Source organism: Kitasatospora sp. NPDC001132, from assembly GCF_053598415.1.
Genome location: NZ_JBSFKF010000068.1, coordinates 1 through 14,806 on the forward strand (window position 1 = coordinate 1; position 14,806 = coordinate 14,806).

At 71.1% G+C, this 14,806-nt stretch carries 13 protein-coding genes; 8 read left to right on the forward strand and 5 right to left on the reverse strand.

Annotated elements, in window-relative coordinates; genetic code table 11:
* The first annotated feature begins 359 nt into the window (after positions 1-359).
* Positions 360-605, forward strand: a complete 246-nt coding sequence (locus tag ACWDBE_RS38610; protein WP_449790213.1) for a hypothetical protein — start codon at positions 360-362, stop codon at positions 603-605.
* A 316-nt stretch (positions 606-921) separates the two neighbouring features.
* Here ACWDBE_RS38610 and ACWDBE_RS38615 read toward each other — a convergent pair whose 3' ends face one another.
* Both ACWDBE_RS38615 and ACWDBE_RS38620 read right to left on the reverse strand, forming a co-directional pair.
* Entirely contained in the window at positions 922-1,503 is a 582-nt protein-coding gene (locus tag ACWDBE_RS38615) for a hypothetical protein (RefSeq protein ID WP_449810313.1), read from the reverse strand.
* Between the two features lie 283 nt (positions 1,504-1,786).
* Complete coding sequence (locus ACWDBE_RS38620) at positions 1,787-2,299, reverse strand: SigE family RNA polymerase sigma factor (protein ID WP_449793657.1); 513 nt, start codon at positions 2,297-2,299, stop codon at positions 1,787-1,789.
* A gap of 252 nt (positions 2,300-2,551) precedes the next feature.
* Between ACWDBE_RS38620 and ACWDBE_RS38625 the strand changes: the two genes are divergently transcribed.
* Positions 2,552-3,340: a hypothetical protein gene (locus ACWDBE_RS38625; protein ID WP_449810314.1), complete on the forward strand. Its 789-nt coding sequence runs from the start codon at positions 2,552-2,554 to the stop codon at positions 3,338-3,340.
* Positions 3,341-3,522: 182 nt separating this feature from the next.
* Here ACWDBE_RS38625 and ACWDBE_RS38630 read toward each other — a convergent pair whose 3' ends face one another.
* Positions 3,523-4,623, reverse strand: coding sequence for a helix-turn-helix domain-containing protein (locus tag ACWDBE_RS38630; RefSeq protein ID WP_449810315.1), 1,101 nt, complete (start codon positions 4,621-4,623; stop codon positions 3,523-3,525).
* Between the two features lie 291 nt (positions 4,624-4,914).
* Here ACWDBE_RS38630 and ACWDBE_RS38635 point away from each other — a divergent pair, with 291 nt between their 5' ends.
* The 3 genes from ACWDBE_RS38635 (at position 4,915) to ACWDBE_RS38645 (ending at position 7,831) form a co-directional block, all read left to right on the forward strand.
* A complete protein-coding gene (locus ACWDBE_RS38635; protein ID WP_449793480.1) occupies positions 4,915-5,493 on the forward strand; it encodes a CHAP domain-containing protein in 579 nt (192 codons plus the stop codon).
* A gap of 45 nt (positions 5,494-5,538) precedes the next feature.
* The gene (locus ACWDBE_RS38640) at positions 5,539-5,940 is read left to right on the forward strand and encodes a peptidase inhibitor family I36 protein (RefSeq protein WP_449793479.1); all 402 of its coding nucleotides are present in this window, start codon (positions 5,539-5,541) and stop codon (positions 5,938-5,940) included.
* A 769-nt stretch (positions 5,941-6,709) separates the two neighbouring features.
* Positions 6,710-7,831, forward strand: coding sequence for a hypothetical protein (locus tag ACWDBE_RS38645; protein WP_449793478.1), 1,122 nt, complete (start codon positions 6,710-6,712; stop codon positions 7,829-7,831).
* Between the two features lie 36 nt (positions 7,832-7,867).
* Here ACWDBE_RS38645 and ACWDBE_RS38650 read toward each other — a convergent pair whose 3' ends face one another.
* On the reverse strand, positions 7,868-9,226 hold the full coding sequence (locus ACWDBE_RS38650) for an IS4 family transposase (protein WP_449810316.1): 1,359 nt from the start codon (positions 9,224-9,226) through the stop codon (positions 7,868-7,870).
* An 880-nt stretch (positions 9,227-10,106) separates the two neighbouring features.
* Between ACWDBE_RS38650 and ACWDBE_RS38655 the strand changes: the two genes are divergently transcribed.
* From ACWDBE_RS38655 to ACWDBE_RS38665, 3 genes are all read left to right on the forward strand, one after another.
* The gene (locus ACWDBE_RS38655) at positions 10,107-10,526 is read left to right on the forward strand and encodes a type VII secretion target (RefSeq protein WP_449793475.1); all 420 of its coding nucleotides are present in this window, start codon (positions 10,107-10,109) and stop codon (positions 10,524-10,526) included.
* Positions 10,527-10,532: 6 nt separating this feature from the next.
* Entirely contained in the window at positions 10,533-12,845 is a 2,313-nt protein-coding gene (locus ACWDBE_RS38660; RefSeq protein ID WP_449810317.1) for a hypothetical protein, read from the forward strand.
* A 109-nt stretch (positions 12,846-12,954) separates the two neighbouring features.
* Positions 12,955-13,578 carry a hypothetical protein gene (locus ACWDBE_RS38665; RefSeq protein WP_449793473.1) on the forward strand — a complete coding sequence of 208 codons (624 nt, stop codon included), beginning with the start codon at positions 12,955-12,957 and terminating at the stop codon, positions 13,576-13,578.
* Between the two features lie 249 nt (positions 13,579-13,827).
* Here the strand turns inward: ACWDBE_RS38665 and ACWDBE_RS38670 are convergent, their stop codons facing one another.
* Positions 13,828-14,028, reverse strand: coding sequence for a hypothetical protein (locus tag ACWDBE_RS38670; RefSeq protein ID WP_449793472.1), 201 nt, complete (start codon positions 14,026-14,028; stop codon positions 13,828-13,830).
* Between the last annotated feature and the right edge of the window lie 778 nt (positions 14,029-14,806).

The window sequence follows — 14,806 nt, forward strand, 5'->3', positions numbered from 1 at the left end:
GCCCTTCAGCGTGACCTGAGCCATGAAAAGTCTCCTACCAGCGGTATGCGGGATGCAACGCGCCGATCCTACTGCCCGTCCCTGTTCCCGCCAGGGGGCGACCACCGATCCGGACACCCTGGTACTGCGGAAGGTCGCCGGAGTCGGGAGCCGTCACCGGAGAGGGACTCGCCCCGACGCGGCCGAGGCACCTCGACTCCCTGCCGGAGCACCGTCTCCACCCCGCGTTCCACCGCCGCCGGACGGCCGCCTTGGACCACGAGGTCGTGGGCGCCTTCATCTCGAGCACGGAGCGCAACGGCGTCAGGCGGCGCAACCGCTGTGCGGTTCAAGCCAAGTCGGGGTGCCGACGGCGGTCGGTGGGCGACTCCGCTTCCACGCGCCGGAGCGAGCGATCTCATAGTGGGGGGAAGCCTGAGCGTCGGGTCACGCTGTCCGAACTGGCCACCAAGGCCACCGGAACCTGGACGTTCGACGCCCAGGGTTTCCCGTGGACCGCCGACGACACCATCACCGTGCCCCTCAAGTACGACGCCAACGGCGGCGCGAGCATATACAGTGCCCGCACCCGGCCGACGTTCACCAACTGCGCCGGAACGGTGTAACAGCGCGCCCGAAAGGCGCTGTTCGAGCACTTCGGCCCGACCGACCCGTGGATCGGGTCGACGACACCGGGCTGTCCGGCCGCGACCGGCCGGACAGCTCCGGGATCGCCGGGTCCTGCGGCGCCACCTGGGCGAGCAGGTGGTGAACGGCGCCTACGCCGACGCCGTCGGCGGCCTCTCACCGGTCCAGATCTCCGCCTTCGTCCTCGGGCTGCTCCCGAAGCCGCGGCTCGACGCCATCGCCGCCGAACCCCGCTCCGGCAGGCACGTCCACCTCGCCCGGTGTGAACATCACCGCGCCGAACAGCGCGTTCTGTCAGCGGTTCTTGCCCGTGGGCTGGGTCTTCTGGTTGTAGATCTCCTTGCCGTCCGCGTTGTAGGCGTGGACGTAGGAGGCCGGGGGGAAGGAGTTCGCGTTGTGGCCGGTGGAGATGGCGGCCGTGTGGACGAACGCGCCGCCCGCCATGACGGCCGGGTACTGCGTCGGGTCGTCGCCGTAGCTGATGGTGACCTTGGCGACATCGGGCGTGTAGTGCCCGGCGCCCAGCGAGAGGTACTGCCCGGCACCGGTCGGCGCGCTGAAGCCGTCGAAGAACTCGACCAGGTGACCGGCGCCCCACAGGCGGTCGTTGATGAACGTCGCGGGGACGGACATGCTGTTGCCCTTGCTGCCCTTCGACTCGCACTGCACGTACTGGTCGCCGGAGTTGACGGCGACGACCACGCCGTCGGTGTCCGAGGAGGCGACGGGAGTGCGGACCGCGATCACCGCGTGGTACTGCGACGCCTCGGAGCCCAGGCAGGAGGCCAGGATCTGGGCGGCGGTCCCGGCGTCGATCGGGGCCGTCGCCGTGCTGGTGACGGTGAAAGCGGCCGGGGGCCGGGGGGAAGCCGGCACGGAGGGGGCGTCCGTGGCGGCTGCTCCTTGTTGTGGTCCCGGTGAGTGCTGTGGCCCCGCCGAGTGTTGTGGCCCCGCCGAGTGTTGTGGTCCCGGTGAGTGCAGCACGGACGGGAGAACCAGGCACAGGGCTGCCGCGGTGCAGGCCGCGGTCGCGCCCAGGGCGTGCCGGAGGTGGCGGCGCCGGTCGGCGCGTCGGCGGATCTCCGCAGCGGGCAGGGCCGGTGCGGGCATCTGCGTGCCGAGCAGCCGCAGCCGGTCGGCGAGGGTGTCGTGGACGGGGTCAGACACGGAGCCTTCCTTCCTCGCTGATGGGGGTCTGGTCAGCGAGTCTGGCCGCGAGCGCGGTCCGGCCGCGGGCGAGGCGGCTCTTGACGGCGCTGACGCTGGCGCCGGTCTCGGCCGCGACCTGCTCGACGGAGAGGTCGCACATGTGGTGCAGGACCAGGGCGCCTCGCTGTGCCTCGGGCAGGTCGCGGAGCGCGGCGACCAGCATCAGGTGCTCCTCGGAGGGCGGCTCGACGGTGGGGGGTTCTTGGCGGTGGTGGCGTCCGGCCAAGTGCAGGCCCCGGGTGAGACGCCGCCAGCGGGAGTGTGCCAGCCGTCGGGCCGTGGTCCGGATCCATGCCTCCGGGGCCTCGTCCGGGTCGAACGTGCGCCTTCGGTCCCACGCGCGGATGAATGCCTCCTGGACCACGTCCTGTGCTTCGGACCAGTTGCCGGTTAACGCGTACAGCTGCCCGGTCAGGCGGGAGAAGGACGCGGCGTAGAACGCGTCGAACTCCTGTGGCGTCATCAAGGGCCTCTCTTCTGGGACTGGCCGTCAGTTCACGGCACAGGCGGCTCGCGAGGAAGCGCTCCTCGGCCGCGGCGGTGGAGCCGTGTGTCCTGGGCGGAGCCTCCCGCCCTGTACGCACGAGCGCCGCCCCGGGGTCGCACCGACGGCCTATGACCTGGATCACGGGTGCGAGGTGCGACCTGCCGGGCGTCGGGAGGCGTACAGGGGTGCCGGCGTCAACCGGACGCCCGCAGGAAAGGACACGGATTCATGCGCATCCGCCCGATCATGCTCATCGCCGCCACCGCCACCGCCGCGGCCATCGCGACCGCGGGGGGAATGGCCACTGCCGCGCCCGGCATCCCCACGGCCACCCCCACGGCCCACGGCAAGCCCGCCGAGGCGCCCGCCGCCACGGCCAACGGCGCCGGCTCGGCCGACGCCCCGGTGGTCTCCGGCAGCGGCTCGTCCTCCACCCCTGTGACTGCCACCCCGGCCGCTTTCACCGTCACCAGCACGGCGACGGCCCCGATCGACGCCGGGACCGCCGCCCAGATCCTGGCCTCCTGCCTGGGCTCCGAGGCGTCGCAGTACCACGCGGTGATCGCGGTCCGCACTCCCGTCGCCTCCTCGGACACCGACGGCGTGGTCGTCGCCGTCAACTCCGGCGACCAGTACGTGCAGTGCGAGTCGAAGGGCAGCAAGGGCAACAGCATGTCCGTCCCCGCGACGTTCATCAACGACCGCCTGTGGGGCGCCGGTCACCTGGTCGAGTTCTTCGACAGCTTCAGCGCGCCGACCGGTGCCGGGCAGTACCTCTCGCTGGGCGCCGGGCACTACACGCCCGATGTCGCCAAGGTCACCATCAGCTACGGCGACGACCCGACGCAGTACCCGGCCGTCATGGCGGGCGGCGCGTTCGTCCACACGGCCGCCATCTCCACCGGCCACAACGCGAACTCCTTCCCCCCGGCCTCCTACGTCCACGCCTACAACGCGGACGGCAAGGAGATCTACAACCAGAAGACCCAGCCCAATGTCAAGGGCGCCCACCAGTAGGCGTTACTTCAGGGCTTGGTGGGGGCGGCCACCCGGCGGTAGCGCGGGGACGCGGCGGATGAGCACACGCAGTGTGACGACGAGTGGATCCGCTCCACCACCCACCTCTTGTCGGCCCGGACCGGGGCGGGTACGCACAGGGGCGTCCGTGCGGTTGACGCAGAGGGTCGCGTTCACGATCCCTAGCAGGGCACGTCGCCGCGGCAGCGCCACAGGGTCTCGCGGTCCGGGTAGACGTGGGCGTTCGGAGAGAGCATGTGGCCGACCCACTGCTGCCCGTTCCCGGCGGCGACGAAGGCCTCCGCCTGGTAGGCGAGCGGTGTGCCGCGGCGGGGGGTGACGCACTCCTCCGGATCGCTGGTGAAGGTGGCCCCGGGGGCGACGGTGGTGTGCAGGACGGAGCGCCCGGGGTCACAGGAGTGCAGGACACCCGACCAGAAGCCGGCCACCTTCGCGGTCACCTCGATCGGCGCGTCCGTCGGATTGTCGACCCGGACCGCGAACAACACCTGGCGGGGCTGCACCATCGCGCAGGCGCGCAGCCAGGTGCCGGACGGCCCGGCCTTCGGCGCCGAGCAGCGGCTGTCCCCGCCGAGCGCGCCGACCTCCACCGCCTGGGCGAGGCCCTCGGCCGACTCCGCCGACTCCGCCGCCGGCCCCCGCCGGGCCGCGCCCGCGGACGGCGCCGTCACCACCGAGGCGGTGTCGTCGGGCCCGCCGTTCCCCGCCCACAGCGTCCCGCCGGCCACGACCACGGCCACGGCCACGAGCGCCAGGGCCCCGGACGCCGCACCCCGTCGGCGCCGCCACTGCCGCGCGACCCGCCACACCGCCGGCCGGGCGTTCGGTGGCCCGTCAGCGACCTCCGGACGCGCCGGGACCGGTACGGCTGCGGCCGCGGCGGTGGGGACGGCGGCGGTGGTCCGGCGCGCCACGCGGCGGTCGCGCTGCCCGTGGTCCGCCGCCAGCCTGGCCTGCCGGTGCCAGCGCTGCCAGCGGGCCAGCTCCGCCGGGTCCGTGCCGAAGATCCGGGCGAGTTCGGCGAGGACGGCGAGGTCGGGCAGCTCGGTGCGGCTCGGGTCGAGGTAGCGGCTGATCGAGGAGGTGCTCAGCCCCCGGACGTTGGAGCCGCTGAGCCGGTCCCGCAGTCGGGCCGCCACCCGGTCCAGGGACAGGCCGCACGCGCCGAGCCCGTCGTTCAGTGCGCGGACGAGCAGGACCCTGGGGCGCTCCCGCTCCTCCGCCGTGGCCCCCGCGGTCTCGTCCGACGGTTCGTCATGCATGCGCTGTTGTCCCAATCGCTGTCCCGGTATGCATCGTTTCCGCACGTCGGAGCGGTGGGACGGGAAGTGGGCGAGCTCTGGGACGCCACGCCGGCCGAGGGGCCTGGTGACGGCCAGGGAGCGTCCGCAGGATGGTCCCACGACATCGCATCGACTCGCCGACTCGCTGACTCGTCGACTCCCGCCGCGCCACCGCCTCCCGGTCCCCGTGTGCCTCCGGCACGCCCGCCGACTGTAGGGGAGGCGACCGGGCGACGGGCAGGACCGGTTCACCCCAATGGAGGAGCTCTCATGAAGCTGTACAGGCGCATCTCGACCGCCGCCGCGCTGGCCGCCCTCACCCTGCTGCCGGTGCTCGGCACGGCGACCGCCGCTCCGGCGGTGTCCGCCGCCACCGTGCGGGACCGCGTCGTCTCGGTGGCCCGGGGGGAGATCACCCCCGACGGCGCCTCTCCCGAGAAGACCGGTTCCTGCGACAAGTACTTCGCCTACCACAGGAACGGCGGATCCTGCGCGAAGACTCCGTGGTGCGCGGCCTTCGCCGAGTGGACGTGGCACCAGGCCGGGATCGAGGAGACGCCCGACGTCCTCGCCGCGCGCGGCATCGGCAAGTGGGGCAGGGAGAAGGGACTGTTCCACACGCGCGGCGCCTACACCCCGAAGCCGGGCGACCTGGTGATCTACGGCGAGCCGGACGGCGGCACACCCGGCCACGTCGGCGTGGTCGCCGCCGTCCACCGCGACGGGACCCTCGACACCGTCGACGGCAACCTCGGCGACGCGGTCGCCGTCCGCACCCGCCTCGACCCCTCGAAGGTGAGCACCAACCAGCAGCCCGTCTCGGGCTACGTCAGCCCGCCCGGCGCCTGAACCCCCTCGCACCGCCCGCACCCCCGAACCGGAAGGACCATCGTCATGGAACGCACCGCCCGTCAGGGCCTCGGCCTGATCGCCTCGCTCGCCGCAGCCGCGGCCGCCCTGCTCGCCGCCCCGCAGCCCGCCCACGCCGGCCTGGACCCGTGGTCGTGCGTGGAGGGACGCGTCTGCGCCTACAGCGGCCCCGACGGGACGGGACAGGTCTGCGCCTGGCCCTACGACGACCCGGACTGGCAGGCCGGGGACACCTGCAGCTGGTCCGCCACCACCAAGGTCCGCTCGGTCTACAACCACGGCACGTCCGGCAGGCCCGTCGGCTTCTACACCGGTGCCGACTACACCGGCCAGCGGGTGGTGTGCACGGCGGCCGGCGCCAAGGGCAACTTCTCGCAGAACGGCGGCACCGGCGTCCACCTCCGCTCCCACCGCTGGACCTGCTAGCCCTCCTGAAGGTGTCCCGGTCCCCGCCCGGCGGGGACCGGGACACGCTGCTGCCGCCGCGGCCCACACCCGTGGCCAGCCGCTCCAGGCGACGACGGCGCTGACCGCTCCCGGCGGCACTCCCGGGCCACAGGCCCGCGTGTACAGCCGCAACGGCCTCGTCAACTCCGGTGGCGTGGTGGCCGGAAGCGTGCGCGACGTCCACGTCCCCGGTGCCGCAACCGCGGCCCCGGTCTGGCCCGTACAGATCGGTGCGCTGCCCGCCGTCGCCGACTGCTACCGCCACCGCCCGTCCCCGGACGGCACTCTGCGGGCCGGCGGCGCCGGGGTCCTGAGCGGGCCGGCGGGCATCGGCAAGACCCAGGCTTGCGCCCACCGCGCCCACACGGCACTGCGGACGGGCGCCGTGGACCTGGTCCTGTGGATCGACGCGTCGACCACAGCGCCGCCGGGACCCACACCCTCGCCAGGGACCCCACCATCCGCCTCCACGCGGTACACGGGCGCTTGTTCGGCGCCGCCCACCCCTTCACCCTCGCCTGCGCCGCCAACCTCGCCCTCTATCTGCGCATCAGCGGTGACCCCGGCCCGGCTGTGGAACGCTGTCGTGTACGGATCCCGAGAAGGGAGCACACATGGCGGGTTGGTACCGACGCCGGGCGGAGCTGGCCCGGGTGGGCGGAGAGGCCAGCCTCAGAGGGTTCTGGAAACCGATTGGCCAGCCGCTGCCGAGCTGCGATGATGCCTCCGTTTCCCAGACGGAGGACATTTGTTCGTTTTCGTGTGTGCGGGGTGCGGCGCTGAGCTGACCACTCCGCTGTCCCGGGTCGCCCTGCCGGTCCACGCCCATCAGACGTACGGGAACGGGATTCAGCTTCCGGTACTCATGGAGTCGGGCACCTTCGCCGTGGACCCGGAGCCCTGGGGGCCGCCGTGGCGGACGTGGGAGGAGATCCATCCGGACGAGGCGGCCGCCCGCGGTGTCTACGCGCCGGTCTACGCCCTGTCCGACGGCGCGCCGGGCGCGATCGTCATCGCGCCCGGTGACGCCCGCGGAACCGTGCTGATCCCGGACAATCGCGGAGGCGGCTACTGTTGCGGCCTTGACGGGGCCGACGGCCCCAACGTGGCCTGCGTGGAGTGCGCCTTGCCCGTGGCGAGCCGGATCGACGACTGCTCGCTCTGGCAGGCCATGTGGCTCGCCCCGAACGCCGTGCGCCGCCTCCCCGTTGAAGGCGCCGACGTGGCACCGCTCACCTGGGCGGAGCTGATGGCGGAAGGGAAGCGCACGCCCCCGTTCGAGCCGATCGTCACATGGAGGTCGCGGATGGGGGCGGGCCACTGGTCGAACCACTGGTGGTCGTGGAGCCCGCAGTGGGAGGCGGCGGCCGGGCGGGCGTTCGCCCACCTGCTGGTGGCTTCGGGGGGCTGGCCGGTGATCCTGCCGGACGGCTTGGTCGGGGAGGTGTTCCAACGCGCGCTCGACGCCCTGCTGCCCGCGGGTCCGCCGGCGCGGCGCGCAGTCCTGGCCGGACCGGGACGGCCGACTCCCGGCAGGGACGCAGACATCCTCCTCGTGCCGTCCCATCCGCAGACGGGGGAAGTCTGGGCCCCGGCCGACACGGCGGCGTACCCGGTGCCGTTGCCGTTCGGGGTGTGGTTGTGGCTGGTTCTCCCCGAGCGGGACCTGCCCGTCCCCGCGTCGGGCGGCCTACCCGACGGCGTCCTCCGCGACGACTTCGACCCGCCCGCGCCGCGCCCCCGGCACCTGTTCCGGGCCGACTCGGGAACGTTCCGACACACCCTGGCTCGACTGCCGGCCGTCCGCAGCCCGTGGCTGCGCGAGATCCTCGACGGCCTCATGCGGTACAGTCCCGCCGGCTTCTTCTAGCCCCAATGCCGTGTAGATAGCGGCTGCGGGCTTCCGTTACGGGTCTGGTGTGATCACGATGTCGATGCTGATGGTGGCTTTGTAGCTGGTCCGGTCGATGGTGCCTTTGGCGTTGTGCTTGGAGATCGCGCGTTTGACGACGCGGGGTCGGGTGCGGATGCGCCGGTCGGGCATGAGGTGGGCCAGGACTCGTCGGCCGATGGTGCCGACGAGGTCGATGACGGGGTCCGCGATGACGCCCACGGCCTGGATGATCAGGTCGCGGGCGGTGTTCAGGGCGATGGTGAAGCCGGCCCGGTCGGGGTCGACACCGGGACGGGTGCCGGTGGAGTCGGCCATGGCCAGGCGCAGGACCTGGTAGGTGACCAGCAGCGCGTGGACTTCCTGGTCGAGGCCGGCGGGGGTGCGGGCACGCAGGACGCGGCCGCCCAGGATGGTGGACTTGATCTCCAGGTAGGCGGTCTCCGTCTCCCACCGCTGGTGATACAGCGCGATCAGTTCCGCGGCGGGATGGGTCCGGTGGTCGGTCAGGGTGGTCACCAGCCGGTAGAGGCCGGTGTGGCGGCCGGTGGCCGTGGCGATGGTGATCTCGCAGTCGATGACGCGAACCGCGACGGTGCCGAGTCTGGCCAGGTAGGAGCCGTCGCGGTTGCGGTGAAGGACGGGCAGGTGGCGGCCGTTCTTCACCCGGACCAGGACGTGGGCGCCGGTGGTGGCGATGGCGCTCACGAGGCTCTGGGCGGCGAAGTCGCGGTCCAGCAGCACGATCATGCCCTCGCGCAGGCTGCGGAGCAGGCGGGGCGCATAGGTGGTCTCACCGTCTGCGGTCGGTCCGAACACCGCGTCCAGCGCGGTACGGGTACCGCAGGACGCCAGGACCAGCAGCCGCAGCGCCGGATACCCCGAACCACCGTTGTTGCAGCGGTGCTTGGTGTACACAGCCAGGTTTGCCGGGCTGTCGGGGACCGCGATCGTCGTGCCGTCGATCGCGCAGACCAGCAGCCCCCGCCACCACGTCCCGGTGGTGCGGATTCCGGCGGCCGGGCCGCGCAGCAGGTCGAACAGCCAGCGCAGCGGCTCGGCGCCCACCCGTTTGCGGGCCTGCGCCAGAGCACCGCCGGTCGGGTCCGCGACCGGCAGACCGTCCAGGCCGGCCGTCAGCCGTTGCCACACCTGCCGCCAGCCCAGCCCGGGGAACAGACACCCGGCCAGCAGCAGATACACCACCACCCGCGACGGCAGATCCGGGACCCGGGCCTGCATCCTGCCGGTCTGTGCCAACGCCTCGTCGACCATCTCGAACGGCACGATCCGGGTCAATTCGCCGAGATGGACGGGCGCGAACGCCCCTGCGGCAACCACAACTTCGCGAGAGATGACAGACTGAGCACCCACGGAGCTCCTAGCCGAACAGTGATCTTGGTCGACACGGTTCCAGCAGGGAGCTCCGTCCCATTTCAGCCCACTTGACGAAGCCGCCCGAGGCGCTATCTACATGGCATTGCTTCTAGCCCACGCCACGGTCACTGGTCGGCCGGGCCAACCCCTGCCGAGTCGAGCCGTGGCCGATTCTGGCCCAAGCCCTCTCAGCGAGGCGACTCAGCGTCAGAGGAGAAGAACACGCTTGCGTACCCGTGCGGATGTGACGGGAGGTAGGAGGCGATGGTGACTCCATGAGCGGCGGTCATCGCGTCGCGCCGGCCACCCCACCCAAGGCCGGCCGCTCCCGGCTGCGCGCGGTCGGGTGATTCTGTAGCCCTGACGGGCTCTCACACTACGGTGCGCGGAGTTGGAATGTAAGGCGGGTGGAGGCTGATGCAGCCGGCAGCAGAGTTCGTCTATCTGATCACCACTGGGAGCAGTGGCACGGCGACGATTGGACACAGCTCCGCGCCCCGTCCGCTTCACCTCCCACCCGAACCTGGACGGCAGCGGGTCGGTCGGTGCCGGCGTGGGCTCGATGCGGGCAGCCGCACCCGCGCGGATCCTCGGGACTCACGCCTACAGGCCGCTGCCAAGACCTGCCCAGAGCGGAACCGGATGTGGTCGGCGGGCTGATCGTTCACCCGTTGAGGAGGACGACGGGCGACGCCGGCTGTTACGCCTCACCCCAGCCGTTCGGTGTCGCACTGGTGTTGGCTGGGTCAGGGTGAGCGGACTCTGCGGAATCGGACGTATGCGCTGCGCAGCTGATGGGTACGATCGAACGGTCTTTCGTTAGGGGAGGGCTGGTTTCGATCAGCCGTAGGGGGTGGGGCGGTCCATGTCTGATCGCATGACCGAGTTCGACCGCATGATGAACCCGTGGGCATACGATGCGAACGGCAATCTGACCGCGAAAGCCAGAGGCCAGGAGGCTGCCCGGACGCAGATCAACTCGGCCGGCGCGGCGGCCGGCGGCTTCTCGGTCGACCTGGCGTCGCTCGACAGCGCTGCCGCGACTGCCGACCAGATCAACTGCCGTTTGGGAGGCGAGTGCGAGAGCGCTGACGACGAGATGGCCGCGGTCGCGGGCGGGCTCGCCGGCTTCGGCATCGGCGCGGCGTGCAAGGAAGCGTCTGCGACTTGGGACAAGCAGATTCAGTCGCTTTCGAAGGTCATCGGCGGGCTCGCGCAGAACGTGCGGTCGACGGCCAAGAACTATCGCGATGCCAATGCGGCCATCGCGGGTACCTTCCAGCCCAACGGGGGTTGATGCGTCGTGGTGGGTTTTCATGACCTGACGAACGCGAAGGTGGACTGCCTGGGTTCGGCCGCGGGTGCCTGGGACGAGGTCGCCGCGAAGCTGAAGGCGCTGGACGGCGAGTGGAACAGCGGCGTCGTCGTCAAGGTGAACGGTTCCGGGTGGAGCGGCAAGAGCGCCGAGTCGGCGAAGCCGGCTCTCCAGCGTGGTAACGATCAGCTGGACGCGGCCGCGGTGGAAGCGGCTGCGTTGGCGTCCGTGCTGCGGCAGGCGGCGACTGAGATCCAGGCCGCCAAGGACACGGCGAACGCGCTGGTCACCGAAGCGGTCGCGGCGGGACTCACCGTCAGTGCCGACGGTACGGTCAGCTGGCCGGATCCCGACAAGGCGATCCGGCAGGATCCACAGGCGGCGGCCGCGTATCACGACAAGTACCGGTCGAAGGCCGGCGATATCCGGGCCCGGATGGACGCGGTTCTTCGCGACGCCTCGGAGGCGGACGAGCGGGCCTGTTTCGCCCTGCGCGCCGACGCCTCCACGGACAAGGACGGATCCTTCAACGCACAGGCCGTCGGCGGCGGCGCGGAAGCGGACGCCAAGCGGGCGGTCCAGCTGGCCGCCAAGGGAAACAAGCTGTCGGACGCGGAACTCGTCGAGCTCAACAGCCTGCTGCACACGCACGCGGCCGACGCGCAGTTCACGACCAGGTTCTACCAGGACATCGGCCCCAAGGGACTTCTGATGTTCTGGAACAGCATGGTCGGCGACGACAACAGTGTCGCGGGCGCGAGCGGCGCCCGCTGGAAGCAGTACCAGGAGTTGCAGAAGAACCTCGGGACCGCGCTGGCCACCGCCACACGCAGTACCAGCCAGCCACACCTGTCGGACCAGTGGGCGGCCGACCTGCGCAAGGCCGGAGCCGAGCCGCTCTGGGAGACGCCGGAGACAACAGCAGGCAAGCCATGGGTCCCACGGGGTTACCAGGTGCTGGCCGGGATCCTGCGCACCGCGAACTACGATCCGCACTTCCTGAATCCGATCGCCGAGCACGTCCTCCAGCTCGACTCCAAGGACACGCACCCGACCATGCGGTTCTGGAGTCCGGCGCTTCTGAGCAAGAGCCCCGAACGGCTGGGCTTCAACATCCTCGGGCAGGACGGCGGAGCCGGATTCGAGCCGGTGACGGGAATCATGGAAGCGCTGGCCCACAGCCCGGAAGCGGCCACCAAGTTCTTCCACGACAAGCCCACCGCCTACAACACCGACGGCACGGTCAACCCCGGCGGCAGCCCCAAACCCGCCGACTACCTGCACTACCTGGCCCACGACAAGGAATTCAGAGGAGACACCGTCTCCCAGAACAAGGACATCGTGGCCGGCGCCCTGGCCAGCGGACCCACCGCGTTCGGGCACGCTCTGGAGGCCGCGACGAGCGGGCACCCGTACGACGACCTGCCCTCCACGCCGGCGAAGCACACCGCCGACCAGGCGGACGTCATGAGCAAGGTCATGAAGGAGTTCGGACGGGACGAGGGCGGCAGCCTCGCCCGCATCACCGACAAGTCCGGTGCCGGCGCACCCGTGGCGGCCCTACGGCCGAGCCTGGGGAACATGACCGCCGACTACATGGGTGACATCCAGCGCGCGATGTCACCGTGGGACCACACGCTGCCCGTGAACGGCGAACCGGCCAGACTCAGCACGTCCGACGTCCGTTCCGTGCTGAACGTCATCGGTCGCGACCCGGGGGCCTACGGCAGCGTCATCAACGCCCAGCAGGCCTACACCACGGCTTTGATCCACGGGACCTTCGCCGGTGGTGAGACCGACACCGCGAAGCTCGCCATCCCGGTGGAGAACGCCGCCAACGCCGGAGGAGCGGTGGCCTGCGTACTCAACGAAGCCCGGGCCGATGCGGTGTTCAAGCAGCACGCCGCCTCGGACAAGGAGTTCAACGACGCGGTTCAGAACGGCTCATTCTGGGCCAAGACAGCTTTCAGCACGACCCTGGGCGGCATCACCGGAGGTGTTGCCAGTGCGGCCGGCGCATCCGAAGCATCGGACTTCATCGTCGACCAGATCCTGCAAGGGGTCACGGCGAGCGTCCAGCAGGACACAACGGCGGCCGCCCAGGCGGAAGCCGGCCAGCAGTCGGACGGGGGCCGGAACTCCAACGCGATCAGTGCGGCCCAGGCGGTCCGGGACGCCGCGAAGGGCTCATCCCTGACACAGGCGCAGATCGAGGACCTCGCGGCACGGGTCGGCGGTCAGGCCGCGCAGGGCGGCGCGGTGGGCGCCGGGGCGAACAGTACCGCCAACGGAAAGAAGTGACACCCACATGCCGCGGTGCCGGGTCGACGGCAGCGGGAAACGCGCCGACCCGGCACCGGAAATCGCAGCCGGCGAGAACACCGGCTGCCATGAAAGGAGAAGCGTACGGGTGAAGGTCCGTCGATCACGGCTGGCCACAGCCGCCCTACTTGTCGTCGTGGCCGGCGGCCTGTTCCTGTGGCAGCGGACCCAGGACCCGGGCACCGCTCAACAACCGGCAGCTCGTATCCCGCTCGGCGAGTGCCAGGGCACCCTTGACGACAAGCGATTCAGCGAGATCCTGCACTCCACCTCGACGGCCACGGTGCAGGCGACGTTCACACCGCCTACAGAGTCCACACCGGCCTACCTGTCGTGCACGGTGATCGGCAACAACCAGCAGAGGCTGGTCGTTACCGCCGTCGGCGCCGCCACCGAGGCGGAACGCATCCACAACGAAGGACAGCAGGTAGCGAAGGACTTCCTGCCGTTCTCCGACGGCGAAGCCGGTCAGCGCTCCTCCGTGGTGCGCTTCCCCTGCGTGGTCAGGACGACGCCCGATGATCCGGGCCGCACCTGGTACTACACGGCGGCCCTCGAACTCCGGACATCGGCGGGCTCGTCCAATCCGCCGCCCGGACGGCAGAAGATGGCCGATCTCTCCGTGGCGTTCGCCCGCCAGGCGATCGACAAGGCGCCACTGGGGTGTACGAACACGATCCAACTGCCGAACGGGCCGGTCGTCTTCAGCTGACCCAGGCGGGCGGCACCTGAGCGGCGTCCTGTCGGTCGTGCCGCTGCTGCGCAGCACGGCGGAGTCATAGGCCGACCTGGCGCTCGGGCCGGGGTGAGCCAGGCGCAGGCAGCTCGAACTCGACCCGCCCCACGCCTCACCGAACCGTTCCCCCCTCGACCCCTCGACCCCGCGCGGCTGCGCCGGTGGGCCGGCGCGCAACCACGGCGGCCGGGCGGCGGCCATGCCCTGGCCCGTCCGGCCGCCCGGTCAGTGGGTGGCTTCGGCGGCGACGCCGACGAGCTGGAGGATGGCGTGGCCCCAGGAGGTGGCGGCGATCAGGACGCCGAAGGTGACGGCGGTGAAGACGGTGAGCGCCTCGTCGGCGCGGCTGCGGGCCTCGGTGCGGCGCCGGAGCCGCAGGACGATGATGATCGCCAGGAACGCCGTCGCGCTGATCGTGTACTGCACTGCTCCACCCCGACCCGGTATTTGCTCTGTGTGAGGCCCCGGTTACCCGGGCCTACTGCATTCGGGTGAGCATGCCAGAGCCGTTCCCCGTCCGAGGCCGGTTCGGGAAAACCCGGTGGGTGCGAACGGCCCCGCGGCGCGTTGTTGGACAACTCCTGTCCCCGTGGCAGGTGATCTTGATCGTTTGCCAAACAATCTTGATCGGCATCAGCCGGGCTGGTGGCAGTCGAAGAGCGGCACCCTGTTGCCGGGTCGTTCGGGTCGAGGTTGGTGCGCACCTCTCTGGCGAGGATCTGTGACGGGCGGAAGCGCAGCGGTGCCGTACCGACCGGGCGGGCCGACGGCGGTGGCGTCGTCGCGGCATCGGCGGGGGGGGGGGCGCTCACAGTGACGGCCCGGTCGGCGTTGACTCAGCGTGATGGGGGTGGGGCGACCGGTGGTGCTGTCGGGCCCGGGGCGGTGAGTGCGCTCACATGCGGATGCAGGGCACGACGACGGCTAGGAATGTCCGTTTTGTCCGCTTTTTACGAAGGGCGGGTGGTATTTGCGCAGGTCAAGGAGGGCGGATCGCTCCGGACGGGCCCTTCCTTCGAATCGGAGCCACTCTCCTCGCTACGACGGCGGATCGTAGCCGGGGGTCTTGGCGGGCCCCGTCGCGGTCTGGCAACTTGGCATTCGTCGCCAGCCACACCGGCACCTGTCCCGCCGGTGAACGGCCTACCGCCAAGCCACGCCCCGCGACCGTTCGGCCCCTGTCCGGCCATGGTCCAAAACGGGG

What these genes read in the sequence shown, in the direction of transcription:
- ACWDBE_RS38640 (WP_449793479.1), top strand. Translation starts at nt 5,539, where the DNA reads ATGGAACGCACCGCCCGTCAGGGCCTCGGCCTGATCGCCTCGCTCGCC.
- ACWDBE_RS38655 (WP_449793475.1), top strand. Translation starts at nt 10,107, where the DNA reads ATGACCGAGTTCGACCGCATGATGAACCCGTGGGCATACGATGCGAAC.
- ACWDBE_RS38630 (WP_449810315.1), bottom strand. Translation starts at nt 4,623, where the DNA reads ATGCATGACGAACCGTCGGACGAGACCGCGGGGGCCACGGCGGAGGAG.
- ACWDBE_RS38635 (WP_449793480.1), top strand. Translation starts at nt 4,915, where the DNA reads ATGAAGCTGTACAGGCGCATCTCGACCGCCGCCGCGCTGGCCGCCCTC.
- ACWDBE_RS38625 (WP_449810314.1), top strand. Translation starts at nt 2,552, where the DNA reads ATGCGCATCCGCCCGATCATGCTCATCGCCGCCACCGCCACCGCCGCG.
- ACWDBE_RS38620 (WP_449793657.1), bottom strand. Translation starts at nt 2,299, where the DNA reads ATGACGCCACAGGAGTTCGACGCGTTCTACGCCGCGTCCTTCTCCCGC.